The organism is Vibrio breoganii (assembly GCF_001677275.1).
In the GTDB taxonomy this organism is placed as follows: Bacteria; Pseudomonadota; Gammaproteobacteria; order Enterobacterales; family Vibrionaceae; genus Vibrio; species Vibrio breoganii.
This window is the reverse complement of sequence record NZ_CP016177.1, coordinates 817,424-841,918: the sequence shown is the minus strand read 5'-3', so window position 1 is coordinate 841,918 and position 24,495 is coordinate 817,424. Positions and strand designations below refer to the sequence as shown.

The 24,495-nt window shown below is 43.8% G+C and carries 21 protein-coding genes and 2 pseudogenes; 10 read left to right on the top strand and 13 right to left on the bottom strand.

The window, feature by feature from the left end:
• Positions 1–252 precede the first annotated feature (252 nt).
• From A6E01_RS03965 to puuE, 3 genes are all read left to right on the top strand, one after another.
• Positions 253–924 (top strand): GntR family transcriptional regulator, encoded by a 672-nt coding sequence (locus A6E01_RS03965; protein ID WP_017028009.1) that lies wholly within the window; start codon positions 253–255, stop codon positions 922–924.
• Positions 925–927: 3 nt separating this feature from the next.
• On the top strand, positions 928–1,659 hold the full coding sequence (locus tag A6E01_RS03960; protein ID WP_017028008.1) for an aspartate/glutamate racemase family protein: 732 nt from the start codon (positions 928–930) through the stop codon (positions 1,657–1,659).
• Between the two features lie 62 nt (positions 1,660–1,721).
• The gene (gene puuE / locus A6E01_RS03955) at positions 1,722–2,648 is read left to right on the top strand and encodes an allantoinase PuuE (RefSeq protein WP_065209611.1); all 927 of its coding nucleotides are present in this window, start codon (positions 1,722–1,724) and stop codon (positions 2,646–2,648) included.
• 141 nt (positions 2,649–2,789) lie between these two features.
• Here the strand turns inward: puuE and A6E01_RS03950 are convergent, their stop codons facing one another.
• From A6E01_RS03950 to A6E01_RS03920, 7 genes and pseudogenes are all read right to left on the bottom strand, one after another.
• Positions 2,790–3,143, bottom strand: a complete 354-nt coding sequence (locus A6E01_RS03950; protein ID WP_017028006.1) for a hypothetical protein — start codon at positions 3,141–3,143, stop codon at positions 2,790–2,792.
• A gap of 79 nt (positions 3,144–3,222) precedes the next feature.
• Positions 3,223–3,624 carry a hypothetical protein gene (locus tag A6E01_RS03945; RefSeq protein WP_017028005.1) on the bottom strand — a complete coding sequence of 134 codons (402 nt, stop codon included), beginning with the start codon at positions 3,622–3,624 and terminating at the stop codon, positions 3,223–3,225.
• 319 nt (positions 3,625–3,943) lie between these two features.
• Entirely contained in the window at positions 3,944–5,236 is a 1,293-nt protein-coding gene (locus A6E01_RS03940) for a collagen binding domain-containing protein (protein WP_017028004.1), read from the bottom strand.
• 26 nt (positions 5,237–5,262) lie between these two features.
• Positions 5,263–5,871 (bottom strand): hypothetical protein, encoded by a 609-nt coding sequence (locus tag A6E01_RS03935; protein ID WP_102543106.1) that lies wholly within the window; start codon positions 5,869–5,871, stop codon positions 5,263–5,265.
• A gap of 399 nt (positions 5,872–6,270) precedes the next feature.
• Positions 6,271–6,555: pseudogene (locus tag A6E01_RS21215) on the bottom strand (DUF1214 domain-containing protein); the annotation flags it as partial.
• A 776-nt stretch (positions 6,556–7,331) separates the two neighbouring features.
• Positions 7,332–8,555: pseudogene (locus A6E01_RS03925) on the bottom strand (DUF1254 domain-containing protein); the annotation flags it as partial.
• Positions 8,556–8,640: 85 nt separating this feature from the next.
• Positions 8,641–9,462 (bottom strand): hypothetical protein, encoded by an 822-nt coding sequence (locus A6E01_RS03920; protein ID WP_065209608.1) that lies wholly within the window; start codon positions 9,460–9,462, stop codon positions 8,641–8,643.
• Positions 9,463–9,620: 158 nt separating this feature from the next.
• Here A6E01_RS03920 and A6E01_RS03915 point away from each other — a divergent pair, with 158 nt between their 5' ends.
• Entirely contained in the window at positions 9,621–10,541 is a 921-nt protein-coding gene (locus A6E01_RS03915; RefSeq protein WP_065209607.1) for a LysR family transcriptional regulator, read from the top strand.
• 32 nt (positions 10,542–10,573) lie between these two features.
• Here the strand turns inward: A6E01_RS03915 and A6E01_RS03910 are convergent, their stop codons facing one another.
• Positions 10,574–10,855 carry a type 2 periplasmic-binding domain-containing protein gene (locus A6E01_RS03910; RefSeq protein WP_065209606.1) on the bottom strand — a complete coding sequence of 94 codons (282 nt, stop codon included), beginning with the start codon at positions 10,853–10,855 and terminating at the stop codon, positions 10,574–10,576.
• 344 nt (positions 10,856–11,199) lie between these two features.
• Between A6E01_RS03910 and A6E01_RS03905 the strand changes: the two genes are divergently transcribed.
• Positions 11,200–11,382 carry a hypothetical protein gene (locus A6E01_RS03905; RefSeq protein ID WP_065209605.1) on the top strand — a complete coding sequence of 61 codons (183 nt, stop codon included), beginning with the start codon at positions 11,200–11,202 and terminating at the stop codon, positions 11,380–11,382.
• Positions 11,383–11,517: 135 nt separating this feature from the next.
• On the opposite strand, the gene pdxY is transcribed toward A6E01_RS03905, so the two are convergent.
• Together pdxY and A6E01_RS03895 are read right to left on the bottom strand one after the other, a co-directional pair.
• Positions 11,518–12,375 (bottom strand): pyridoxal kinase PdxY, encoded by an 858-nt coding sequence (pdxY, locus tag A6E01_RS03900; protein ID WP_026012887.1) that lies wholly within the window; start codon positions 12,373–12,375, stop codon positions 11,518–11,520.
• Positions 12,376–12,698: 323 nt separating this feature from the next.
• Positions 12,699–13,727 (bottom strand): B12-binding domain-containing radical SAM protein, encoded by a 1,029-nt coding sequence (locus A6E01_RS03895; protein ID WP_065210344.1) that lies wholly within the window; start codon positions 13,725–13,727, stop codon positions 12,699–12,701.
• A 107-nt stretch (positions 13,728–13,834) separates the two neighbouring features.
• Here A6E01_RS03895 and A6E01_RS03890 point away from each other — a divergent pair, with 107 nt between their 5' ends.
• Positions 13,835–14,773: a LysR family transcriptional regulator gene (locus A6E01_RS03890; protein WP_017027994.1), complete on the top strand. Its 939-nt coding sequence runs from the start codon at positions 13,835–13,837 to the stop codon at positions 14,771–14,773.
• Between the two features lie 256 nt (positions 14,774–15,029).
• The gene (locus tag A6E01_RS03885) at positions 15,030–15,911 is read left to right on the top strand and encodes an NAD(P)-dependent oxidoreductase (RefSeq protein WP_065209604.1); all 882 of its coding nucleotides are present in this window, start codon (positions 15,030–15,032) and stop codon (positions 15,909–15,911) included.
• Between the two features lie 96 nt (positions 15,912–16,007).
• On the opposite strand, the gene A6E01_RS03880 is transcribed toward A6E01_RS03885, so the two are convergent.
• Positions 16,008–16,445: a DUF3859 domain-containing protein gene (locus tag A6E01_RS03880; RefSeq protein ID WP_017243745.1), complete on the bottom strand. Its 438-nt coding sequence runs from the start codon at positions 16,443–16,445 to the stop codon at positions 16,008–16,010.
• 767 nt (positions 16,446–17,212) lie between these two features.
• On the opposite strand from A6E01_RS03880, the gene A6E01_RS03875 reads away from it, so the two are divergent.
• The 3 genes from A6E01_RS03875 (at position 17,213) to A6E01_RS03865 (ending at position 21,916) form a co-directional block, all read left to right on the top strand.
• Positions 17,213–18,616 (top strand): aminotransferase class V-fold PLP-dependent enzyme, encoded by a 1,404-nt coding sequence (locus tag A6E01_RS03875; RefSeq protein WP_017027991.1) that lies wholly within the window; start codon positions 17,213–17,215, stop codon positions 18,614–18,616.
• Positions 18,617–18,677: 61 nt separating this feature from the next.
• Complete coding sequence (locus A6E01_RS03870; protein WP_065209603.1) at positions 18,678–19,610, top strand: transporter substrate-binding domain-containing protein; 933 nt, start codon at positions 18,678–18,680, stop codon at positions 19,608–19,610.
• A 38-nt stretch (positions 19,611–19,648) separates the two neighbouring features.
• Entirely contained in the window at positions 19,649–21,916 is a 2,268-nt protein-coding gene (locus A6E01_RS03865; protein WP_082961335.1) for a putative bifunctional diguanylate cyclase/phosphodiesterase, read from the top strand.
• Here A6E01_RS03865 and A6E01_RS03860 read toward each other — a convergent pair.
• Both A6E01_RS03860 and A6E01_RS03855 read right to left on the bottom strand, forming a co-directional pair.
• On the bottom strand, positions 21,913–23,022 hold the full coding sequence (locus A6E01_RS03860) for a DUF1501 domain-containing protein (RefSeq protein WP_017027988.1): 1,110 nt from the start codon (positions 23,020–23,022) through the stop codon (positions 21,913–21,915). The genes A6E01_RS03865 and A6E01_RS03860 overlap by 4 nt on opposite strands.
• A gap of 13 nt (positions 23,023–23,035) precedes the next feature.
• Entirely contained in the window at positions 23,036–24,376 is a 1,341-nt protein-coding gene (locus tag A6E01_RS03855; RefSeq protein ID WP_065209601.1) for a DUF1800 domain-containing protein, read from the bottom strand.
• Positions 24,377–24,495 lie beyond the last annotated feature (119 nt).

The window sequence follows — 24,495 nt, the reverse complement described above, 5'->3', positions numbered from 1 at the left end:
GATCTTTGGAAGTACCCCCTAAATTAAATGATTTATCGCACCATAATCAAACATTGTGCGTCTTTATGGTGCTTATTTAGGCTATTGCCTTTGCCAACCAATAAGCCTCTCTTTCTCGCGAAACTACACTCACCCTCTATTATCCTTTACATCAAGGAGCCTGAAGATTGTATACAATTATTAATTGGTACTTTTACTAAAATGGTATACATATTGCATCTATATAAGGGAACAAAGAAGGAACACTAGACAATGGCAAATGATGAAAAAGTCTATCAGAAGATATTAAAAGCAATCGTCGAGCATAAGCTTGAGCCAGGAGTACGCCTCCCAGAAGACAAGCTCTCTGAAGCCTTTGGGATCAGCCGTACAGGTATTCGCAAGGTACTACAGCGCCTTGCACTGGAAAGCTTTGTGGTCATCCAGCCAAACAAGGGCGCACACGTAAATAACCCAAGCAAGCAAGAAGCTGAAGATGTATTACGTAGCCGCATCATGCTTGAGCCACTGCTTGTTAAGGATATTCTTGCGAACTGGGACGAACAAAGCTCTTGTCGTTTCAGAGCAATGGTAAGCGAAGAGAAAAAAGCGGAGCAGCGAAAAGATCTCGCGTCCTCTATACAGCTGACAGCCCGCTTCCACTTTGAGCTGGCAAAGCAATCTGGCAATTCAGTGCTAGCCAATTTTATTGAACAGTTATGCTACCGCTCTTCTCTCATCATCGCCGCCTATGGTTCACGCAGTAGCGTGAGCTGTGATTGTGGCGATCACTCTGAATTTCTGGATCTTCTGGATAACAATCAGGCTGAACAAGCTATCCACTGGATGACTCATCACCTAGAAATGATCAAATCATCACTCAATCTTGAGTCTAGCCAGTCCCAATCAATTAACTTTCAACAGCTTTTCGCCAACATGGATTAATGAATGAAAATAAACCTTATCAACCCTAATACCTGTCAGGGTATGACAGACAAAATAGCCATCAGCGCCCACAACGTAGCCCTCGCGGATACTGTGATAATGGCTTCTTCGCCAATCAATGGCCCCGAGAGTATTGAGAGTGCTTTTGATGAAACCATCGCAGCAGCGGCTCTTTTAGACTTAATTCAGCAAGGCGAAGAGCAAGGTGTGGATGCTCATATTATTGCCTGCTTCGGTGATCCTGCCCTTGATGCCGCGAGAGAAATTGCCACAAAGCCTGTCATCGGCATCGCCGGCGCCGCCTTTCAACTTGCCAGCCTAGTGAGCTATCGATTTGGCGTGGTGACGACCATGACCAGAACCTTGCCAGCAAGTGAGCATCTGTTACAACGCTATGGCTACCAGCATTTATGCAGCGGGGTGCGAGCCACCGATATTGCGGTTCTCGATCTCGAGTCCATCAATCTCGACACCTATCAAGCGCTAAAACAGGAATGCCTAACAGCGATCAATGAAGATGGTGCTGAAGCCATTGTCCTTGGCTGCGCCGGAATGTCAGACTTGGCGGATGAGTTATCACGACAACTCGAAGTCCCCGTCATTGATGGCGTGGTTGCCGCGGTAAAACTTGCAGAGTCGCTGCATCAGTTAAAACTCACCACATCAAAAAAGGGGCAGTATGCAAAGCCTCTCCCTAAAGCATTTCAAGGGCAATTCAAGCATTGGAGTCAGTAACACTGCCTCCTAATTCCCTTTGGTACGTTTTTCATTAGCTACAACAGCACAAGGTTTTAATTATGGATGAATTCAACCCTCGCGATTACATCGGATATGGTAGAGACAATGTTCCTCACGCCAACTGGCCAAACAAGGCAAAGATAGCCGTTCAATTCGTCCTCAATTATGAAGAGGGAGGGGAAAACTGCATTCTGCACGGCGATGAGCACTCAGAGACCTTTTTATCAGAAATTCCGGGCGCTGAAGCCTATGCCGACCGACATATGAGCATGGAGTCCATGTATGAATATGGCTCTAGAGCAGGCGTTTGGCGGATATTAAATGAGTTTAAGCAGCGCCAACTTCCTCTTACCGTCTTTGGCGTGGCAACCGCGCTCAAGCGCAACCCTGAGGTTACAAAAGCCATTATTCAAGATGGGCATGAGATTGCCTGTCATGGCTTAAAATGGATTCACTATCAGCACATGCCAAAACAAGAAGAGCGCCAGCACATGCAGCAGGCCCTTGATATCATCCAAGAGCTTACAGGTAAGCGCCCTATCGGCTGGTATACAGGGCGAGACTCCCCCAACACACGTGAGCTCGCCTCTCAGCAAGACGGACTGCTGTACGACTCTGATTATTATGGCGATGACCTACCCTTTTGGGCGCAAGTTCCAGCCTATGAGGGCGCTAAGCAAACTCAACCTCACTTGGTGATCCCTTACACCTTAGATACCAACGATATGCGTTTCTCATCGCCGTATGGATTCAGCCATGGTGATGAGTTCTTTCAGTATTTGAAGGACCACTTCGACTGTTTGTACGCTGAGGGGGAAACGAAACCTAAGATGATGTCTATTGGACTGCACTGTCGAATCATAGGTAAGCCAAGCCGCTTTATGGCACTAAAGCGGTTCCTAGATTACGTTCAGTCACACGATAATGTATGGATTGCTACCAGAGAAGATATTGCCAAGCATTGGATTGAGCATCATCCAGCTTAAGCCTGATAGAAGATAGTGACTCTAGGTCCAATATCAATGCCAAGTAATGGATGTTGGACCTATCTATCAGCCTATCACAACGCTATCAATATTAAGTAAAAGCGGATCTTAGCACTCCAGAAAATAACGTCGTGAAGCTAACTAACAGTCGGCCTTTTTAATCAATCGACCATCTGCTTGCATTTGGTGCCAAGTCGTTACTGAATTGGTTTTTGCTTTTTGTTCTATTTCACAGTGAGGTAAAAACAGTGCTGAACCGCTTCTTTCATCTCGAAATTGACGAAATTCATACAACGTAAAATCAGATGCTCTACCTGCCGCTTTTTCTCTCAAAGGAAATAATTGTTGCAGTCTTTGTGTAATCACAGAGTTCTGTTCAACTTCAACAACAGGTGTTTCATTCAAATAGCTAGCATTACTTTCAGCACGAAGAGAGGCCTTACTTTCAAGAGGAAGCAGGCATGTCATTAAGCCAATGGAAATCTTATTGCGCATTACTAACCTCGCTGTGAGTGCTTTAGGGTTATCTGAACAAAAAAGCCGACATGGGAATGTCGGCTATAGAAGTGTTGGTTTAGAACTTGTAACTGACACCAAAGCCAGCACCGACTTTAAACTTCGCTTTGCGATGAAACTGCACCTCTGGATTCACATGACCATAAAGGTTCCAGTTTGATGCAAAGCTCCAATCTAGACCGACAGGAACGCGCATACCAAAGTCATCATCCCACTCGTAGTAACCACCAACGCCAACAAAATAAGAAAGTGGAGTACTCGCTGACAAATTTCCGCGTAGGACATGATAATCAAACGCCATACCGTTGTTACCCGCAAAGATGTTGAAGGTATCATCAAGCTTAAGGTTCATACCTAAACCTTGGTCAACACCCATACCAAGCTTTACAGAGGCATTGGCAGAAACAGCAACACTAGAAAGAAGTACAGTAAGTAGCGAAAGAGAAAATTTGTTGTTCATTAAGAAAACCTTATTTGTCATGCGTCGTAGCGCAATGTTCACAAAATAATGCTTTTAGTCTTCAACTTAACGACACTCTACTCATCCTATTTAGAGTTAAGCTCTTGACCATCAGCAGGGAATTTTATCGTCTATCCAAAACGGTTTAAGAAGCTCTATCCCTGCGCCTCTGTCTAAGTTGCGTATAATATAACCAGTGAATTAAATTAAGGGAATTCATATAAATTTAATGAATGGTTAAGCTAGGCTTAATTGAGGATTTAGCCTGTGAATTGAGCCAGCAAGGATTTACTGGCTCAGGAGTTATCGAGAGTCTACGCTACTGCGGTAGCTCAACTTTAATAATACCAACTTGGTTTTCACTGGTAGAGATAGCTGTATTACCTGTATTTATTGCCGTTACAGACCATTTATACAGTTGACCATCTTCAAGGCTTGGGGTTTCTGGGTTGTTATCAAAGTTATACTTAATTGATGTAACCGAGCCTATCGAACCGTGCTTTGGTGTAGCGATTGGGGCAGCTTCATCCCCACTCCATTCCACGCCACCCCACACAAGGTTTCCATCGATATCAGTGACTTCAACAGCATAATCTTGTGCTGATGAGTAAGCTTTCCACTCAAACGTAGGTGTTGTAGTGCTAATTACTTTTGGGGTCACTTCATCTAACGAGTTGGTTGGTGATACAAGCTCAACTGCGCCAGTGACAGAGAAGTTTTTTGTTAGATTAGAGCTATTAACAACAAGACCTAATGCAGAATCCTCACCGCCATTTTTAGCAATCCAATCTGGGTCCATGACATAACCGTCATTATTGTAGGTTGCCCAAACTTTGAACTGGCCCTTCGGTAAATCATTCATTGTGTAAGTACCGCTTGTGTACGTCACCGCCCCTGGGATCACATCACCTGTTTCAGGTAAAGTAACGGTAATATCTACGGTACCGTTTTTTGTTGCCAAGAAGGTTACAGAACCCGTTAACTCAGGCAATGCTGACGATTGACGAGCATTAATGTTCTTATCCAGAATAGGAGTATCAACACTGAGCGAAACATCAAGAAGATCCGTCTCATAGCCCGTATGGTAAGACGTCAATTTGTAGTTTGATCCTGCTGGAATGTTGTACAGATAGTAATTACCATTAGAATCCGTAAACGTTGAATACGCATTAGCATCATCAGAAATAACCACTAAGTTACCTCGAATATTGGCATTACCTTGGATATAAGTCGTATTCGCTGCATTTGGGTCAAACGTGAGCGGGATAGAGCGATCCGTGGCTTCACCGCCATTAATTTGCACAGGAATTGCAATGCCACCCTGTACTGGCGATGGGATATATCCTTGAGCTGCTACCTTGATGGTGTAAACACCTTCTTGCAGCTCAAAAGAGCGCTCGCCGATGCTATCTGTAAATGCACTCGTAACAAAAACGTTGTTGTCATCAAAAATAGAGATACGCGCGCCGTCAACTTCCACACCATCAGTGTCAAGGATTTGAACCCCCAATACACCTTCTTCCAAGATTGGAATGCTTGTCTTATAAAGGTCATCGTCTCCACAACCCATTAAGAAAAGGCTCAATACGGCGACATGTAGTAAATTTTTCATTCAGAACTCCAGAAATTGTCTAAAAATTAGTTAAATTGGTAGCGTGCAGATATTGAAATATGGTCGTAGTTGCCAAACTCATACTCTGCGTTGAGTACCCAATTTTTAGTGAAGCTATAATTCGCTCCAATCATCACTGGAATATTGAAATCACGCGTTGTTCTGATGGATACATCACCTAACAACTCTAATTTGTCAGTAAGTTGCCATCTCGCTAAAGCACCACCATAAAGGCCAGTGTCGCTTTCATCTAATGACGATGATACGCACATTGGGGCACCGAATTCTGGTGTTACACAGTAGTAATTCCCTGTTCCAGACACTTGAATATTTTCAATTTCACCGTGGAAGAACAGGTCAATACGCTGAAAAAGATCATGCTGTACGTTGAGAGGTAACTTCCAGCCCGCACCAACACTGACACGAGAAAAGTCATAGTCATCACTGGTTTGGGAGTAAGAGCCAATAACAACCAAAGGCTCAATTTGTTTGACATCGAAAGATCCCGCTACGGTGAAACCGGAGCCAAAATCGTTATTCATAAAACCTAAATCGATGTAATCATGTGACTGGTAGCTTTCAGCTGATGCTAGGCCCGAAGCCATGCACAGAGAAAAAGTAAGAATTTTTTTCATTTATAGATCTCATCGCCCATTAAAAATGGAATAAATATTCTGCTAGGGACGCAATCTAAGAGTGCGTATCCTGGCTTGAGGTATCTAAAAATCCGTTTACTTTGTTTTAAAAGCCTTCAGCGCCTTGTTGAAAGCTCGAGAAAAGTCCGGCTCTACTCATGCAACCCAGAGTTAAGCTATTAACCATCAGCAGAGAACATTACCGTCTATCCAAAACGGTTTAAGAAGCTCAATCCCCGCGCTTCAAACTAATCTGTGCACAATATAATCAAGCTATTGAATTAAAGGAATTTATATAATTTTAATGAATAGTTAAGTTTTACTTAACTTATATCTTATTGCGGACATCAAAGGTTTGAGAGCTTCCAATCTCACTTTGGAAGCTCATACAACGAAGGTTTATTTTACCTTTTGGAAGTTAGGTACAATGGTATGAGGTTGCTGCTCTACAAACGCTTTACTTGGTGAATATGCTCTGAAATAAACAAACCAGTTTTCATCTGGACGCGTCTCTACCCAGTTTGCAGCGTTAACTCCATCAGGTTTCGTCGGTGAGAAGTGGAACGTATAATTGCCTTCTTCATCTTTGACGGTTCCTGGAATGTTAGAACCAACATCAGCGCGTTGGATTGAGTTATCAATAATCGCTCGGTTTTCTACGTTATAAACCGTAATTGTCCGTGCGACCTGAAGTCGTATGAAGCGTTGTTCACCACGAAGAGTGAACCATCTGTACCACCAGATGCCCCTAGGAGCCTGAATAAAGCAGCGGCTCTGACAATGTAACGAAGCTTGGTCGTTAAACTGAGCGGGAACGGAATCGTGAGAGGACGTTTCTCCTGACAACCACAAGTTGGGTGAGTGCTAGGGGGTCAATATGATGAATGTAATGTGAATCCATTTAAGGCGCGTTATACGATGAAGCAGCGGAAGTGGTTAATACGCTGTAGCCAAAAGGCAACGAGAGTCGGAAAGAGATTGGACAATACTCTTTCGTGGTCATTGCACTCTCCGCACCATTGTGGGCATCTAAGTTGACATTTTACGCGACATACGGAACAGGGTAAGCCTGTATATCTCCCTATGGGAAAGCAACCTGTGAAGGTTGCCGATAGGTGTGCAGGTAAAGGAGGTTAGAAAAAGCGAATGCTACTTTGTAATGAAGTAGATACAGGTTTATATCTGGCGCGAAAGCGAGCTGACTTCTAACTGGTCTCCCGTTGCGAGATAGCTTGAAGAACTTTATTAAAGAAGAAAAGCAAATGATGATTTCGAATGAAATCAGTGCGTCTTCTGACAACGAACCGTGGTTTCTTATTCGTTAAGTGGTCATTGGGGCAGTTTTAAAGCTTTGAGTGTGTATCGCAAAGGTAATTTTGTTACTGGGTGCTTAACGGTGCCTTTGTGGAGGCTTGAGCCGTATGCAGTGAAAGTTGCACGTACGGTTCTGAGGAGGGTGGCACCTGGTAACAGGTGCCGTCTATCCGACAAAACAGATCCGCAAAGTTCACATCACCATCAAGTGTTAAGGTGTAGTGCTCGCTACCATTTAAACCATTACCGTCATTGTCTCTGTAGTTATCAAGGTAGATCTGGCCCCACCCACCATTTTCAAATCCGTGCATTGCGATATCGTTAGTCACGGCTTCATAGAACCATGCTGCACGACCATCTAGATCCATGCCATAGCCACGATTTTGATCGGGTGTCGATGCCGTTGCAATCTCCCACGTATTGCCTTTTGGACCATAGACAGATTGTGGGAGACGCTCTGTTTTGTTGAAGTCAATGTTCTTAACCATCGCTTCACCTGTGACAACTGCGCTGTTTAAAATACCAGTCTGTCTTGCATTTGGTGAGAACGCCTCTCCCTTCTCAATTCCTAGAGGACGTAACATGTCATGCATCATACGGTCTCTTTCTGCTACAGGTTCTGCTTGTATTGCTTCGTTCAATACGTCCCAGAAAGCCATGCCACGAGGGTGTTTCGCATCGATACCGACTTCAGGAAAGTTAACGGGTTTATCACTTAGAACTGAACCATCAAGGCGAGTAATACGCAGTGCTTCAAGATCTTGCATGCGTTGCTGTTCAGTCTTCGCCATTAAGCGAACACCAAAGAATACATAATTGGTGTCCGACTCTAACACGACCGCATCTTTCGGTAGATTTTCCGGAGTTTCGCTACCTGCAGCCTTGATTACATAGGTGCCTGGCTTAGTCATTTGTGAAATACCAATCTGCCACATGGTATGTACCGCACCACGTAATTCATCCGTTGGTACTTCAATTACTACAGGCTCTTTTTCAACATTGAACCAGGTAATCGCGTAGGGTGTTGAGGTGTTATAAGTCAAGCCACCCAATTTAGATTTATGTGATTCAACATAAGTGATCTGCCCATCCTCTGCGCCCATTTCAGCGTATGCCGCTTTCCACGCATAGTTTGATACCAGTGGCACCGCCCAGATATAGGCTTGCGATGCACGTTGATAATCAATCTCATCAAACAAAGCCTTGGAGCTTGCTTCGGTTGGCAAGCCATGCTCAAAGCTATTGTCGAATGTGAATTCTCCTGATGGGGTAACGACGGTATGCTCGTTAGAGTTGTTGCCAATGGCAGTACAACCTGACATCACGGCGATCATCATCGCTGATAAGATAGATTTATTAAGAGTTTTCATAGGCCACCTAAAAAATTATGTGTCGTTGACGCCGAATTGCATTAGCAAGTCGGCATCTAAGAAATAGGAACAAAAATAAGCAAGATTAGAATTGGTAGTTGAACTCGATGCGATGGTCGCCATCGGTGAAGTCTGTATTTTCAGTCCAGTTAGCAAAGTAACGAACGTTAGCGCGTGGGGTAATTTGATAGCTGGCTGCAAACTCGTGTGCGAATACAGAGTCGTCGCCCTCAAATCCAAAGTCTTTAAAGGTGCTTGAACCAGAAATAGAGCCTAAATACATAGGGTTATAGTTCAGCCAGAATTTGTCTGTAATCTGCATCTTACTGTACATACCCGCCACATAGAATGTACCGTGCATGTTGTAACGATCACGTAGTTGGTCCGCATCTAAATCTCCACCTGTTTCAGGAACAAGCTCTTCACCCGCAGCAACACCTAGACCGGCTAATGGGTAGAAGTTGAACATGCCCATCTTAGGAAGTGCCTGAATAAAGCTGTATGACGCTGAGCCTTGGTTTGAGTCAAAGTCCCAAGAGATATCTACCTGGGCACCACGACCATTGGTTAAATCCACGGTAAAGTTTCGAAAACGAATAGAGTCAATTGAGTCATCTACGTTGGCAAACTGCGGATCATCGCTATCGCGAAAACCAATGGCACCGCCAGCAATGCCTTTGATCTCAAGGACATTCATACCCATAGTGATGTCACTACCTGTGTCATAGGTTTGACCGATTTTTAAATTGAGACCTTTATCGGTATAGCCAAAGCCAGCTTGCGTATAGACCGCTAATGGATCTGACATGTCTTGAACGTCTGATTCGGTTTCTTCGGCAACAGAAACGAAAGAAAGTGAAGAAGAAATTAGGGCACATAAAGCTAGGGAGATACGGTTCTTTTTCATATTAACCTCAATACGGTTTAAGAAGTCCGATCCCTGCACTTCAAGCTAATTTGCAGCTACTATAACGAGAAGTTTTGATTAAAAATATTCATATGTAGTTAACCATAAGTTAAGCTATGCTTAACCAATGAAGTATTGCAACGCTCTAGAATAACCTTATGAATTTAAACAAGATTGATTTCAACCTACTGAAGATTTTCGTCACCGTTTACCAAGAGAAAAGCCTAAAAAGAGCAGCCGAGAGGCTGTTTGTAACCACTCCTGCAGTTAGCCAAAACATCAAGAAATTAAGAGAAACATTGGATGAAGAGTTGTTTGTTTTATCTCATCGCCAGTTCGTGCCAACACCATATTCAGATGAGCTCTATGCAAAAGTATTCCCCTTGTTAGAAGGGATTTCTCTCGCGATAGAAGAAACGAAACAGTTTGATCCTAGCACTCTAGAACAGAGCTTTAATTTGGATATTAATCCGCATCTTCAGGTGTGGCTGGGCACTGGTCTGTTCAAGGCTTTTCATGAACAAAGCCCTAAATCGACACTGATTCTGCACACCATTTCCCCTAATACATTAACTGGCTTATGCAATGGCTCTATTGATGTAGCGATTCATTTTGAGGCTGAAAACTTGCCACCTGAGATTGTGGCCATACCCATAACGCAATTAGAATTTATGATTGCCATGCGTCGCGATCACCCATTTAAAAAGTCGGAAGCCTATATCGATGAATTGCTTGAGTACTCCTTTGGGCACATAGATCTAGCTTATTTAGACCCAAATAAGCACTCACGATTGGAAGACAGACTAAAAGAGGCAGGTAAAAACATTCATATGGCAATGAGAACCACCTCTGTCGCAGGGCTAATCTCTACCATTATCAATAGCGACATTATTGGCCCATGCTTTCCGCCAACAATTGAAGCCGTTAGCAAACAGGTTCGCTTAGTAAGGATTCTAGATATGAGAGAAATCGGTACCATGCAAATCTATCTCTTCATACACCAAAAGAACTTGAGTTCCCCTAAATACAAATGGCTGACGGAAATCATCTCAGATGCAGTGAAGGTCGGCAGCAAATAACGCAGCCAATGCTCTTGATCTGACTAAGAGGGTTATAGACTAACTTCTTGTTTAATAAGCTCTCTTAGCCTTTGGTGGTTCAGATCATTAATAAACCAACGCTGATAAGTAATGTGATAATTCACACTCTTAAATGGGAAGGGAAAATCAAAGCATTTTAGCCCCAAAGGCTTGCCCCAGCGATTAAACATGCTTTCAAAGACTTCCCCTAATCTATCGCTGTTGGAAACAGCCAGCATCATGGCGGCAACAGAGAGGATCGCCCCAAGCTTTTGTAAGAGATCTCTCACAAATAAGTCAGCGATCAGATACAAACTTCAATGCAATCACTTTCACCTCACCCTAACGCTTTGTTTTTTAATGACTTATTATTTTTCAACCATCAGTAAACAAATAAAAATATGCCACACCTGATTGTTACAGGCATCGATAACGGAGATACTAATCATGTCGACAGGATGTTGGCAGGAAAAGGAACAAACCCTAACGGAATAGGTATCTTCAGGAAGAAGATTTGATAACTTAGGATTAGTTATTAGCAAGGATGTAATACTCTAGGATAGAGTTCGCCCGTCAGGATGACAGGCTAGTATGGACACCGCTAGGATGGCGATGACATGGAACTGGGTTAAAGGATATTAACCACTATCAAGGAAAGATGCAGGGAGCACCTTTAGTAGCCGGATTGCTGCGAGTAGAAATAGAACCCCATCAGGGAAACCTGATGGGGTTTTCTTTTGCCTACTACTTATTGGTCAATGAACTCTGCTCTCCATTAAGTAATGATGAGCAACAGCAATTGAGTACACTGCTTAAGAAATGGATTAGCCATTTTGAATAGTAGATAGGATTATTAAATTGCCTTTAATCAAAGACTATAAGTTATAGCTAGATAATAAAAATTTGGCGGTTCACCAATATAGCCCTGCTATATAAATGTGATTTGCATTGATATAACAGGGAATACCGCAAGTATTTAGGTTAGGCGCACCACAGAGAAGCATTCTTTAGGCTCAATCAGGCTTTGCTGAGCTGCCACTGTCTGCAATTCCCATTCACCGCTATCCGATGTCTCTTTAAGCACCCCAAAGCAAGCGTTGTTGGCGTGAGTAAAGGAGTCCACCGCCGACAAGCCTTTAAGCAAACCACCGGTAAACAGCGCCGAGATAAGATCGCCCACGCCAACAGGCTGGCGCTCAAAGCTTAACAATGGGCGCTGAACCATGTAGCACCCCTGTTTGGTTGCCAGCATCATAGTAAACTTACTGTTTGAGATACCATGCAGATGTTTCACCAATACCATCTTTGGTCCTAGTGTTAGCGCTTTTTGGCACGCAGCAATGGCATCGTCTAGACAAGTGATCTTCATCTGCGTAAAGCAGCTTAGTTCAAATTGGTTTGGCACTATGACGTCCGCAGCAGGCATTAAATGATTCACCAGATCCCCGGTGACCTCTTCGCTTACCACACAGCCTTTATCAACATCGCCCATCACAGGGTCACACACATAAATTGCCGACGGATTGGCACTTCTTACCTCATTCACCAGCTTCAATACTTCGTGAGTTTGGCCAGAGCTTCCCAAATACCCTGACAACACCGCATGGCACTTCTCAAGGGCATCGATATTACTTAGCCCCTGTCGCAGATCGCCAATAGTGCTTGGGTCAAACTTCTCCCCTGTCCAGCCTTGCGCATACTGAGTGTGATTTGAGAATTGGACTGTATGAATCGGCCATACATTGAAGCCTAATCGCTGCAGGGGAAATACCGCAGAGCTGTTACCTGCGCTGCCATACACAACGTGTGATTGGATAGAAATAATGCCTTTCATAGTGTCGTTCTCATCGTTATTAAGGGGCAAACCGCAATCCATGTTTGAACCTTGGTTGCTTGAACGATGAAATGATAAGCGATAAAGATTAAGTGCTATTAATCCTACTTGATGGACTGAACCATCAGAAGTGAATTGCGAGGGGAAGCGAGTCGTGATCCACAAAACAGCCTAGCTCTAGACTGTTTTGTGAGCGTGGCAAAATACCGCTTATAGAGACTCGATAGACAAATCGCTGAAGTGCGCGGTGCTTGGCGCTTGCGTTGAACCGATGAAGGTATAAAACATCAGCCATTGCTGTATATCAATCATTGCGACTCTCTTTAAATCATTCTTTGGCGAAGGTGGTAGAAGACATCTTCAATCGCGTCTAAGTTGGTACTGCCAATCTTGCTAAGTTGCTGCTGAACCGTATCAAAGTAGAGCTTGTTACCCATATCTTGCAACTTGGTGTAATAGTGAATGCGACGACCCAGTATAAAATTGTTTTGCTCATCACGATTCATACTTAAGAACTGATCCGTCATCGATAACAAAGCCTGCTTTGCGCCAGGTAGTCGACCGTTCAATTCCATTAATAGATTAATAGAATGGAAGTTCCCATACTGACTATCAATGCCGTCTAATAGGCTGATGAGCTTTCTTTGCTCTTCCACCATCTCTTTTTCAGTGAGCGGAGTAAAACTACCTTGCTGAACCATGTCGTCGAGATCTGTTCCCGCTTTGACCGCAAGGGTGAGCACTCGTATCTCTTCTGGGTTAATTTGATTTAATAGCTCAGCCGTTCCAGTCACATGACTCTCGGAAAGCTCTTTGCCACCGAGTCCCATGATGATGAACGTCATCATTTTCATACCCGCTTGCTTTGCATACTCGGCAGACTTAAGAATTGATTTAGGGGTTATGCCCTTCTTCATCTTCTTAAGTACCTCTATCGAACCCGACTCCATTCCGCAATACAGCATGTTCAAACCAGCGTCGCAGATAGCCTTCATCTCCTGTGGCGTCTTCTTGGTCATGGTCTGCGCTCTGCCGTAAGAGCTAATCTGTTCTAGCTCTGGAAAGGCTTCTTTTAAGGTATGCAGCACCTCAAGTAAATCGGCGGTCTGCATAGCAAACGAGTCACCATCTTGTAGAAAGCAGCTGGTGAATTTGCGCTCTTTATAGAATGCTTTTGCCGCCCAAATATCACGCTTAATCTCTTCTACAGGGCGAATAGAGAACTCCATACCTTCAAATAGGGTGCAAAAACTGCACTTGTTCCATGGGCATCCTTGGGTTGTACGAATCAATAGGCTATCTGCCTCTGATGGCGGACGAATCGGCCCTTGCTGAAAATGAAGTTGTTGCATAGCTACCACTGTATTGTTCAATGACGAATTGCCGCTATGTTACGACTTGCTACCTCAATGAAAAACACTATATTGATTGATATATTATCAAACTAGGATTGAATATCATGTTACTGAATGACCTCAAGGTCGTGCTTAAGGTGGCTGAGTTTAGAAGCATCACCGCTGCAGCCAATAGCCTAGATATGCAGATGGCCACCGCAAGCGCTGCCATTAAGCGCGTCGAAAAAGCCGTAGGGGTGGAGTTATTTATTCGCACCACTCGCCAATTACGGCTATCACCCGCAGGAGAGCGCTATCTGCCTCAGTGCGAACAGGCGCTGCAGCTGCTTGATGCAGCGCAGTCCAATGTCCAAGAAGACCTTGATGTGCTCGGGGGCGAGATCAGAATTGCTCTGTCATCAGACCTTGGTCGCAATGTGATTACCCCGTGGATTGACGAGTTCCTCAATGACCACCCGGAGGTAGCGCTACGCAGCAATATCAGTGATAGCAATATCGACTTCTATCGTGACTCGGTAGATATGGCGCTTCGTTACGGCTCTCCAACGGACGCCAGCATGTATGGCTTTAAGATATGCAATGTCCCTCGCCTGTTATGTGCCTCGCCAAGCTATATAGCGGCTCATGGGATTCCAAGCCACCCCGATGAACTGAAAAATCACAACGGTTTGTTCTATCAACTGGGTGATATTGTGCAAAATGAATGGCGCTTTAAAAAAGAGGAACACTCTTTCAAGGTCAAACTAAAAGGCAACCGAGCCTCTAACGATGGCGACCTTGTTAGACGCTGGTGTGTCTCAGGGCATGGGTTTGCAATTAAGTCCTGCCTAGATATGGCGGACGACCTACTCTCAGGGCGCACAGTCAATGTGCTAACCGATTATCAACCGACACCCACTGAGCTGTGGCTGGTGTGCCCAAGCCGTCAGTCCATCACCCCTACAGTGCGCTTGCTTCGTGACTACTTTAGAAAACAGACCCGTCTTTTGTTAGAGCAGCTCATTGAGAAAAAGATCTTACCTTCAAATGTACTCAACCAGTGAGCTGGTGTTTTAATATGACCTAATCTTTAAAAGTCGTTCGATAGAAAAAATAGGCTCACTGACATATGTGATCAGATACTCATTTTTTGTTGCAACCTGCATGTCCCAGACACACTTTGTTACTTTGTTTCTGGTGGATGTTCAAAAAATTTGAGTTTGGTCTACATTTCTTGTGATTCTACGATTGATTAAATCTTGATGGGCGTATATCCTCTCTCCCGATATAATCATACAATAGTATATTTAGGAGTTAGACATGACTAAACCAGTAATTGGTTTCATCGGCCTTGGCCTTATGGGCGGCAACATGGTTGAAAATCTACAAAACCGTGGCTACGAAGTTAACGTAATGGATCTAAACACAGATGCAGTTGCAGCAGTTCTAGCTCGTGGCAACGCATCTCAAGCAACTTCTGGTAAAGAACTTGCTGAAAAATCTGACATCGTAATGCTTTGCCTAACAACTTCAGAAGTTGTTGAGAAAGTAGTTTACGGCGAAACAGGTATCCTAGCGGGTATGTCTGAAGGCAAAACTCTAATCGACTTCGGTACTTCTATCCCAGCTTCTACTAAGAAGATTGGTGCTGACCTAGCTGCTAAAGGCGCTGGCATGATCGACGCTCCGCTAGGTCGTACTCCTGCTCACGCTAAAGATGGTCTTCTAAACATCATGGCTGCTGGCGACATCGATACTTTCAACAAAGTTAAGCCAGTTCTTGACGAGCAAGGCGAAAACGTATTCCACCTAGGCACTCTAGGTTCAGGTCACGTTACTAAGCTAGTTAACAACTTCATGGGTATGACTACTGTTGCTACTATGTCTCAAGCGTTCGCAGTTGCTAAACTAGCAGGCGTTGACGGTCAGCAACTATTTGACATCATGTCAGCTGGTCCATCTAACTCTCCGTTCATGCAGTTCTGTAAGTTCTACGCTGTAGACGGCGAAGAAAAACTAGGCTTCTCTGTTGCTAACGCAAACAAAGACCTTGGCTACTTCCTTGCACTATGTGAAGAGCTAGGTACTGAGTCTCTAATCGCTCAAGGTACTTCTACTAGCCTACAAGCTGCTGTTGATGCAGGCATGGGTAACAACGACGTACCAGTAATCTTCGACTACTTCACTAACCTAAAGAAGTAATTAGAAGATAAACCTAACGGTTTGAATTTGAGCCTTACTGTTGCTTTGCGATAGTAAGGCTTTTTTGTATCTGAAAGAAAATACACCAAAGGGAAACTAGAACCCGCGCTGCTTCCAAAATTGCGCCTCATCACGCCCTACGACACGAAAAGTCTTTTCAGCAATAATCTTACCTTGCATCTCAAGCACCATACGCCATTCACCTAGATTGCTTTCTAAGCCATCAACAGGATGCAACAACTGGATAGTATCCCCTAGATAGAAATTCCAATCATTACTGCGTACATAGATCTCGCCATCAAAAGGGGCCAGTACCTTGCCCTTCTTATTGATGATTCCAGGATGATAGATGCAGTAATTGAGCAGGGTTCCTTTTGCTTTTTTGATGTTGACGATAAAACCAAATTCTACCCCCTCTTCAGCCGTCACTGTATTGGTAAACTGAGTGATCTTCGGAAGGTCTTTCGAATTCGCATCCCAGTGAGAGTAGATGCCATAAGAGGTGGTTTCGATGATGGGAGTGCGCTTGGCCAAGGTTTTTTCTCTATAAGTAAAAGCGCCATTATACACGCTTAATCATGGGCAAATGATCGGAAAAACCCCCTCCACCAATGCAAACGTTACGAAATGGAGAAATAAACCAATACAGATAATGAAAATATATTCACTACCACATCAATAATGTGTTGAAGTTGTCAATGGTTTTCCTTCTAGCGCTACCTAAGGCATTATTCATTGCGAAAGCGTAATTAATAAGACAAAAGAAAAGATAATTAAACCTATGTCGTGCTCAAGACAAGATTGTTAACCTCAAAGTCCCACTAATTTATGTTATCCAGTGCACACTATGTGTTAAAAATAGGTGCGTTGTATACATGAAATCGTTTCTTTCTCATAAGTGATTGAATTTAAATTGTAAACAGCACTTTTGTACAATTTAGATCACACTTCGAAACTAGCTGCAACGCTAGGCATATCAATTGTTTCTTTTTGTAAATATAATCGTGATGAATAAATCTAAAAGTAATGATTTTTTCATTTTACAAAGGTTGAAAATTACACAATCATGATAACTGACTGCTTTTTTATCGTTATTCAGAGTTTCATTAAAGTGAACAATGTACGATTTAAATATTGAGCTCAGTTATTTAGAAATACCTAATAGGCTCACTAACGATTAATTACCTTATCGACTACTTGATCGTTATTTATCCAAATGAAAAGTCAACATTGTTGCTAGAATAAAAGATTTGTTTATTTTTTGTTACACATTTCACTAACTCTACTAAAGGAATTAAATAATGAGTGAAACCAAGTCGAAGTTTAATCGCAGGGACTTTCTAAAAGGCAGTGCTGGTGTCGCAGTTGCAGGATTAGGCTCTACTCTTTTTTCTACAAGTGCAGCGGCGCAAAAGCCAAGCTTTCCAGGCAACAATGGCTCTTCTGATAAAAACTTTTGGAAGCAAGTTCAAAAAGAATTCACTTTGGCTAAAGACAGTGTCTACATGAACGTAGGTACGACTGGTTCTATGCCTAAGAGCGTAATGCAAACATTTACTGAGAATAATGAGATCGTTGCAAAATACCCGTGGGATATGCAAAACAAGTTTGGTAGTTGGCCTTATGTAGGAGAAATGGTTGCCGACATTGCTCCTGGGTTTGGCGCAGATGAAAATGAAATCGTTCTTAGCCGCAACACAACCGATGGCATGATCTCTGTAGTCAGCGGCCTAGATTTTAAAGAAGGTGATGTGATCATCACCACTCACCATGAGCACATTGGTGGTACTTCACCACTATTTGTCGCTGCAGATCGTGTTGGTGCTACCGTCGTAGAAATCGAGATTCCGGTTTACACAGGTGACTCTCCATTAACTAAAGAGGATTTTGTTCAAGCTTTCTCCAATGAAATTTCAAAACATGGAGATAATATTAGACTGATCATGTTCTCACACATCACCTACAAAACAGGGACTCTATTACCAGCAAAAGAGATCTGTGCTCTTGCTCGTGACAACGGTATTCCAACACTAGTTGATGCCGCGCATACTATTGGTATGATGAACATTGACCTACACGATATGGACTGTGATTTCTACGCAGGTTCTGGTCATAAATGGCAATGTGGCCCTGGTGCTACTGGTATCTTATATATCCGCCAAGAAGCTGAACGATTAGAGCGCTTCTGGCCATCTGATCGCCGTCCTTTCTACCTAGTAAACTCATCATTAGGTGAAGACCGATATTCAATGATGAGCCTAGTTCAACGTATGCAGTACATTGGTAATGATCACTACCCAGCTAAGCAAGCACTTACTGACTCTTGTAAGCTTTGGGATGAGATTGGACGTGATAAGATTGAAGAGCGCGTACTTGACCTCAGTGCGTTATGTAAAGAAGAGCTGGCTAAGAAAATACCAGGTGGCATTTTCTACTGCCCACCAAATCGTGAATTGTCCAGTGGTTTAACTACATTTGATCCATTAGCTGGCGATGTTGGTGATGGTGGTGCTCGTCTAACCGAGTTCCGTGATCGCCTTCGCGAAGACTACGGGTACATCATCCGTACAACAAACTTCCCATTGCATCTAGGTGACACTACTGATACTTATGCATTACGTATCTCTACTCACCTATTCCACGATGAAGACGATGTGAAAGGACTAGTAGAAGCTATGGCGCATTTATACGAGCGTATGGCTTAAGAAAAACAGGGCTCGCTTGGCTTAGGCGAGCCCTAAATGCTTTAAACCAAGGATGACTATAATGATAAAAAAGACTCGATTTTTAAGTATTGTCAGTGGCCTCTGCTTAGCGATGCTTTTTGGTATCAAATCTAGCCATGCTCATGATTTAAAAGAAGTTCAAGAAGCCGGTGTCATTAGACACATTGGCATCCCTTACGCTAACTTCGTCAGCTACATCAATAGAGATGGGCTTTATTCTGCTCGCGGACTCGATATCGAACTCATTCAGGGCTTTGCTGAATACATAGGCGTAGAGTACGAATTCGTTCCTAGCACTTGGAATACCGCATTTGGTCAACTGACTGGTAAGGAAGCCATCTTTAAAGATAACAAGATACAGTATGGTGACACTGTTCCTATTACCGGTGATGTTATTTCTAATGGCGCAACCATTCTCCCTTGGCGAGAAGAGCTAGTGGATTTTTCTGATGACTATTTCCCATCAGCGGTTTGGTTGATCTCTCGTTCAGATTCAAAACTAAAGCCGATCACCCCAAGCGGCTCCATCGATAAAGATATTCTTCAGGTTAAACAATTGCTTAACGGGCAAGATGTGTTGGCGATGGAACAAACCTGTTTAGACCCAAACCTATACGATCTTTATGACACAGGCGCGAATGTTATTCTTCCGGTAAAGGCGCGTAAACTGAATGAGATGGTGCCCGCTATCTTAAATGAAGATGCTGAGAATACTTTACTTGATGTCCCTGATACCCTAATCGCACTAGAGAAGTGGCCTGGAGAGATCAAGGTTATTGGTCCTGTATCTGAAGAGCAGTTCATGGCCGCTGGCTTTCGTAAAGCCTCACCAAATCTACGCAAGGCCTTTAATGATTATTTGAAAGAAATCAGACGCGATGGCACTTATAATCAACTGGTCGAAAAGTACTACCCATCAGTATTTTACTTTTACAGTGATTACTTTGAGTCCCACGAGAACAACAATATATGAAAATGAGGCTTAGAATTAATAGCCGAAATGCAATTTTAATGGGTGGGTTCCTCTTAGGAGCCTACTTATTGCTTATGATTACCGTGACTAATGCAGGGCAGAACCGCCTAAAAGAGTCACAGCTTAACGAGTTAAATCTAAAGGTTAAGAGCTACTCTGAATCTCTAAGTTACTTCTTTGACGCCACTACCGAAGATGTAAAAGGCGTAGCTAAGCACAAGACCACCTATACGTTTTTTGCCAACCTTGCCTCTGGAATGTCCATGGAATATGGCCTAGGGTCGAGCTTGTTGCAATTACGCCGAAATCTAGTCCGCCTCACGAAGCCAGATACCCAACTTAACACCAGTGCCCTCTTTGACCGAATGCTATTGGTAGGCTTTAAATCTAATGTCATTGCCGACTCACACCCAAGACTCCCCTTTGATGTCAGTCGTGTTCCCTTTGATGAATTGAGTACCGCCGATCACAAAATAGACGTGCTGGCTAAAAACGATAAAATAATCATTCGAGTGCTACAGAACGTCTATTTCAATGGCGAACTGGTTGGTGTGGTCGTGGGTGATATCAATTTAGATGTGGTTGTTCGCCTGTTAACCACACAAGAATACGAAAATAGCAGTAGTAAATTAGATCTCGCAACACAACAAGGCATGCTTCCCATTTGGAATACCTTTGACGCAGAAGGAAAACCTATTAATTTCAAACAAGGTAATACCTTGTATTTTGACCAAGAAGTCGGACAAACCCCATTCAGACTGCATGCTTGGTTTGAACCTGTATCTGAAAGCCAGATCATTACTTCAACCTGGTTTACTATCGGCCTCTCATTTCTAGCGGTCCCCGTCATACTAGGGCTTTATTATTCACTACGCATCAATAATACCAACCTCATACTTACGACTAAGATTGAGGAAACACACAACCAGCAAGCAGCTCTCACTCGGCAGAACGAGCGTCTAAAGACAGAGATCGACCGACGTAAAATGTATGAGCAAGAGCTGGCCTATCAAGCCACCCATGACACGCTGACCCGACTTTCCAATCGTAAATCTGGAGATGAGAAGCTTAGACATGCCTTGCTTCAAGCAAGACGCGAGGAGATGAATGTTTTAGTGATGTTCATTGACTTAGATAATTTCAAACAAATCAATGACACCTTGGGTCACCTAGCCGGCGATCAAATTCTAATGCAGACCGCTAAACGCTTAAAAGATTCTGTGCGCAAGACTGACGTTGTCGCTCGTATTGGGGGGGATGAGTTCTTGCTGGTTATCCCTAACTTAAATTCAGAAAAACAAGCCCAGTTATTAGCGTCAAAATTACTTGCAACCTTTGAAGACCCATTCCAACTTGAAGCGAGTGAGTTTTTTGTTTCTACCAGTATTGGTATGTCTATCTACCCTCAAGATGGTGAGAATGCTGAAGAACTGATGGCGCATGCCGATACCGCTATGTATAGGGTCAAGAAAGAAGGGCGAAATGGCTTCAGTTTTTATGACTCAAGCATGAATACCGATGTTCAGAGAAACCTGGATATCGACGCTAGGTTACGCCAAGCCATCAATCAAGATGAACTAGAGATGTACTATCAACCCATCATTGAACTCAGCAGTGAACAAATCATAGGTGCTGAAGCCCTGATGCGCTGGAATGATGAGAAACTTGGGTTTGTCTCTCCTGAGGAGTTTATTCCGATTGCCGAGAAGAATGGCCTTATTCATAAGCTTGGCGAAATTGCTCTGCACACCGCTTGTCATCAGGCTAAGCAGTGGCAAAGCATTCAGCCGTTGTCTATTGCCGTCAACTTTTCGGCGGCGCAGTTTAGACAAAAAGACACCTTGATGGAGAATATCCTAACGGCGTTGAGTAACTCAGGATTAGAGTCAAGCTTACTGGATATTGAGATCACTGAAAGCCTGCTATTCAATCACACCCTTGAAACAGTACGCTTGTTTGAGGAAATTAAACAACTGGGCGCTCATCTCTCTATTGATGACTTTGGTACCGGTTATTCTGCACTCAGTTATTTGCAGAAATTCCCGTTTAGCAAGCTGAAGATAGATCGTTCATTTTTGCAAGATATGGAAACGACGCCATCCTCACAAGAGTTGGTCAATGCCATCATAGCCATGGCCAAAGCACTTGGTCTTAAGGTCGTGGCTGAGGGCGTTGAGACGCAGTGGGATAAGGATTACCTGCAAAGCCATTCTTGTGAGTTTGCACAAGGGTTTTACTACAGTCGCCCTCTTACCAAAGAAGCGTTTGAGGCACTGTTGCTAGAGCAAAATAACCGTACCAGTTAAGCTCCTCGTACTGCACGATTGAGTGTGTTGACGTTTGTATCCCAATGATAGGCTAGGTGCTGAGAAATCCAATCAAAGGTGTTTGAGGTCGGTTTTAGGTCTCTCCCTTGGTAAAGTTGATTCTCTTTCAGCCCTGGCCATTCACCCAGCACTTTTCCTCCTTGTGGGAGCCTTCCCCCAGCAAACAGCAACACACTTGCGGTTCCATGGTCTGTGCCTTGAGTGCCATTTTGCCTAACCGTGCGACCAAACTCTGTAGCGATAATCACCAACGTATCATCCCACTCCTCACCCAGTTCCTCTTTCAATGCAACGAGCCCTTTATCTAGCTGAGCAAACTGCCGCTTCAAGCGTGGTTCTTGATTATTATGTGTATCCCATCCGCCCAACTCCAGCATTCCACAATCTGCACCCTCGCTGCCTTTTAATAAACGACCACAGCTTTGAGCAAGAGAAACAAACTGGCCACTTTGTTTACCCATGCCTTCCATTGTTGTAGTCATTTTTAGCTCAATCCCCTGCTTAAATGCTGTTTGCAAGGCAGGATCAGCATCATACAAAGAGAGAATGGAGCGATAGGTATCTTCACTACTGCCTTTAAAACGAGAGGGATACCAAGAGGTCACTTTTTCTGTGCCTTGAAGGCTTAGTGGTGTTGATTGTGCAACCGCGATGGCAGAGCTGTGCTGCATTTCAAGAGCTCGGGCAAGCCAGCCAGACTCTTTATTCTCGCCTCCCCACTCAAGGTAATCTTGCCCATCGAAATGAGAGCGTGAACCGTATCCTGTGCCAACGGCCACCACAGTTGTTAGCTGTTTATTTTTATACCATTGATGCAGATTGGGTAATGCAGAATGCAGCAAATACCCCTGTTCTAACTGAAGTGTAGATCCCTTAGCCGCCTTAGAAAGGCTAGGCCTGTGAGTGGCTAACATAGGGTCAAAACTTGGAATGACGGTATGCATTCCATCTAAGGCGCCGCGTAACACAACCCAGACCACCTTAGGGGAACGCGCTGATTTTTTTGCCAAAGCCCAAGGGGAATGAAACAGCAATAAGCTGGCAGCCGTTCCCTTTAAAAATGCTCTTCTTGACGATGATTCCATAACCTTACTTCCCTTATCGCCTTTGAAATTCTGGGCTCATTAACAATAGAGTGAGCGCTTGCTGACGACTTTCTGCCCGCACAATACGTTGTTTATTATCAGGCGAAAGCTGTTGGTTAAATGCCACACTCATCACCTGATTCACATCGGCCTTGCTCTCTTTCGCATAGGTGTTCGCCCAATCAGCCCGAGTCAGCAAACTGCTTCCTCCCATCCAGTTCATTTCTAGGTCACTAAAACCCTTTGGACTGCCTGATGTATAGGGCATCTGACCGAACTGGCTAAGGCTTGCTAAGGCTCTGCGCTCAGTCAATTTGCTGTTGGGTACCGCTCGAGCGGTAGAGACAATGTATTCTCTAGGGGTCTTAAACTTAGACGCACTTTGCCACGCCTCAGGGTGAGAGACTAACGCCTGCATCACCTTATGAATATCACCATTACTTGCAAGCCAAGCCTCTGAGAGAGACTTCACTAGCTCAGGGGATGGCGTGTCGTTGATATAATGGCGCGCAAGTTTATAACTCAAGTGTCTCGCGGTATTAGGATGGCGAGCCAGATCTCGCAGCATCTGTTTTCCTTGCTCTTCGCCTTGTTGTGAATAGGCTCTCCCCAACAGTTGTCGCTTGCCGGGCTCATGACCATATTTACGAAACAAAAAACCGTTATCGCTCTTAGCTGAGACACTCCATCCGCTGATGCCTTTCGCCAACTCAGTGACATCGGTCTGAGAATACCCACCATCCACACCTAATGTATGAAGCTCCAATATCTCCCTTGCCAAGTTCTCATTTATCCCCTTCTTACGCCTAAGTCCAATACGAGAATTGGGGCCAAACGAGCGCTCATTATTGAGGTAAATAAGCATGCCTGGGTGTTGCTCAACCGCAAGTAGCATCTGCTCAAAAGAGCCATCAAGGTGTGGAAGTATCGCCTCTCTCTCCAGAGTTGGCGCTAAAGCTCGCATCAAGGGGTTGGTTACTGAAACACTGAAATGATTAGAGAAAAACTCCAGTAATCTATGCTTGGCGCTATTACTGGTATTAATCGAGGTCATCAAGGAGTCACCGCTATAATCACGATAGGTTTGCCTAGCAAACTGAGCGCCTTCTTTTTTGATTTTTTGCAGTTCCTCTGCTGCGGCTTGATTTTTTTTCGCTTGCTGGGTCTGCTCCCGATAGCTTGCCGTTCTTGCCATAATGACATTTGCGGTTGGCTGGTGAATAGAAAACTCTTGGCTAATGTCAGCTTGGTATTGACTCTTAAGCCATCTAATAGGGTCCGCTTGGGCTAACTCTAGCTCCTTCTCTTTTGCCCCTAATCCAAAGCGATTGCAGGCGATCACAGCTCTATCCATAACATCTCTCACATACACGTCTGATGTTAGTTTAGTTAAATCGCACACAAAGTTTCGTTATCTTTCCATGATGATCTTTAGGATCCCTTAACGCTATCCCTTGCGTCTAATAAAAAGTT

What these genes read in the sequence shown, in the direction of transcription:
- A6E01_RS03965 (WP_017028009.1), top strand. Translation starts at nt 253, where the DNA reads ATGGCAAATGATGAAAAAGTCTATCAGAAGATATTAAAAGCAATCGTC.
- A6E01_RS03960 (WP_017028008.1), top strand. Translation starts at nt 928, where the DNA reads ATGAAAATAAACCTTATCAACCCTAATACCTGTCAGGGTATGACAGAC.
- puuE (WP_065209611.1), top strand. Translation starts at nt 1,722, where the DNA reads ATGGATGAATTCAACCCTCGCGATTACATCGGATATGGTAGAGACAAT.
- A6E01_RS03950 (WP_017028006.1), bottom strand. Translation starts at nt 3,143, where the DNA reads ATGCGCAATAAGATTTCCATTGGCTTAATGACATGCCTGCTTCCTCTT.
- A6E01_RS03945 (WP_017028005.1), bottom strand. Translation starts at nt 3,624, where the DNA reads ATGAACAACAAATTTTCTCTTTCGCTACTTACTGTACTTCTTTCTAGT.
- A6E01_RS03940 (WP_017028004.1), bottom strand. Translation starts at nt 5,236, where the DNA reads ATGAAAAATTTACTACATGTCGCCGTATTGAGCCTTTTCTTAATGGGT.
- A6E01_RS03935 (WP_102543106.1), bottom strand. Translation starts at nt 5,871, where the DNA reads ATGAAAAAAATTCTTACTTTTTCTCTGTGCATGGCTTCGGGCCTAGCA.
- A6E01_RS03920 (WP_065209608.1), bottom strand. Translation starts at nt 9,462, where the DNA reads ATGAAAAAGAACCGTATCTCCCTAGCTTTATGTGCCCTAATTTCTTCT.
- A6E01_RS03915 (WP_065209607.1), top strand. Translation starts at nt 9,621, where the DNA reads ATGAATTTAAACAAGATTGATTTCAACCTACTGAAGATTTTCGTCACC.
- A6E01_RS03905 (WP_065209605.1), top strand. Translation starts at nt 11,200, where the DNA reads ATGCAGGGAGCACCTTTAGTAGCCGGATTGCTGCGAGTAGAAATAGAA.
- pdxY (WP_026012887.1), bottom strand. Translation starts at nt 12,375, where the DNA reads ATGAAAGGCATTATTTCTATCCAATCACACGTTGTGTATGGCAGCGCA.
- A6E01_RS03895 (WP_065210344.1), bottom strand. Translation starts at nt 13,727, where the DNA reads ATGCAACAACTTCATTTTCAGCAAGGGCCGATTCGTCCGCCATCAGAG.
- A6E01_RS03890 (WP_017027994.1), top strand. Translation starts at nt 13,835, where the DNA reads ATGTTACTGAATGACCTCAAGGTCGTGCTTAAGGTGGCTGAGTTTAGA.
- A6E01_RS03885 (WP_065209604.1), top strand. Translation starts at nt 15,030, where the DNA reads ATGACTAAACCAGTAATTGGTTTCATCGGCCTTGGCCTTATGGGCGGC.
- A6E01_RS03875 (WP_017027991.1), top strand. Translation starts at nt 17,213, where the DNA reads ATGAGTGAAACCAAGTCGAAGTTTAATCGCAGGGACTTTCTAAAAGGC.
- A6E01_RS03870 (WP_065209603.1), top strand. Translation starts at nt 18,678, where the DNA reads ATGATAAAAAAGACTCGATTTTTAAGTATTGTCAGTGGCCTCTGCTTA.
- A6E01_RS03865 (WP_082961335.1), top strand. Translation starts at nt 19,649, where the DNA reads ATGGGTGGGTTCCTCTTAGGAGCCTACTTATTGCTTATGATTACCGTG.
- A6E01_RS03860 (WP_017027988.1), bottom strand. Translation starts at nt 23,022, where the DNA reads ATGGAATCATCGTCAAGAAGAGCATTTTTAAAGGGAACGGCTGCCAGC.
- A6E01_RS03855 (WP_065209601.1), bottom strand. Translation starts at nt 24,376, where the DNA reads ATGGATAGAGCTGTGATCGCCTGCAATCGCTTTGGATTAGGGGCAAAA.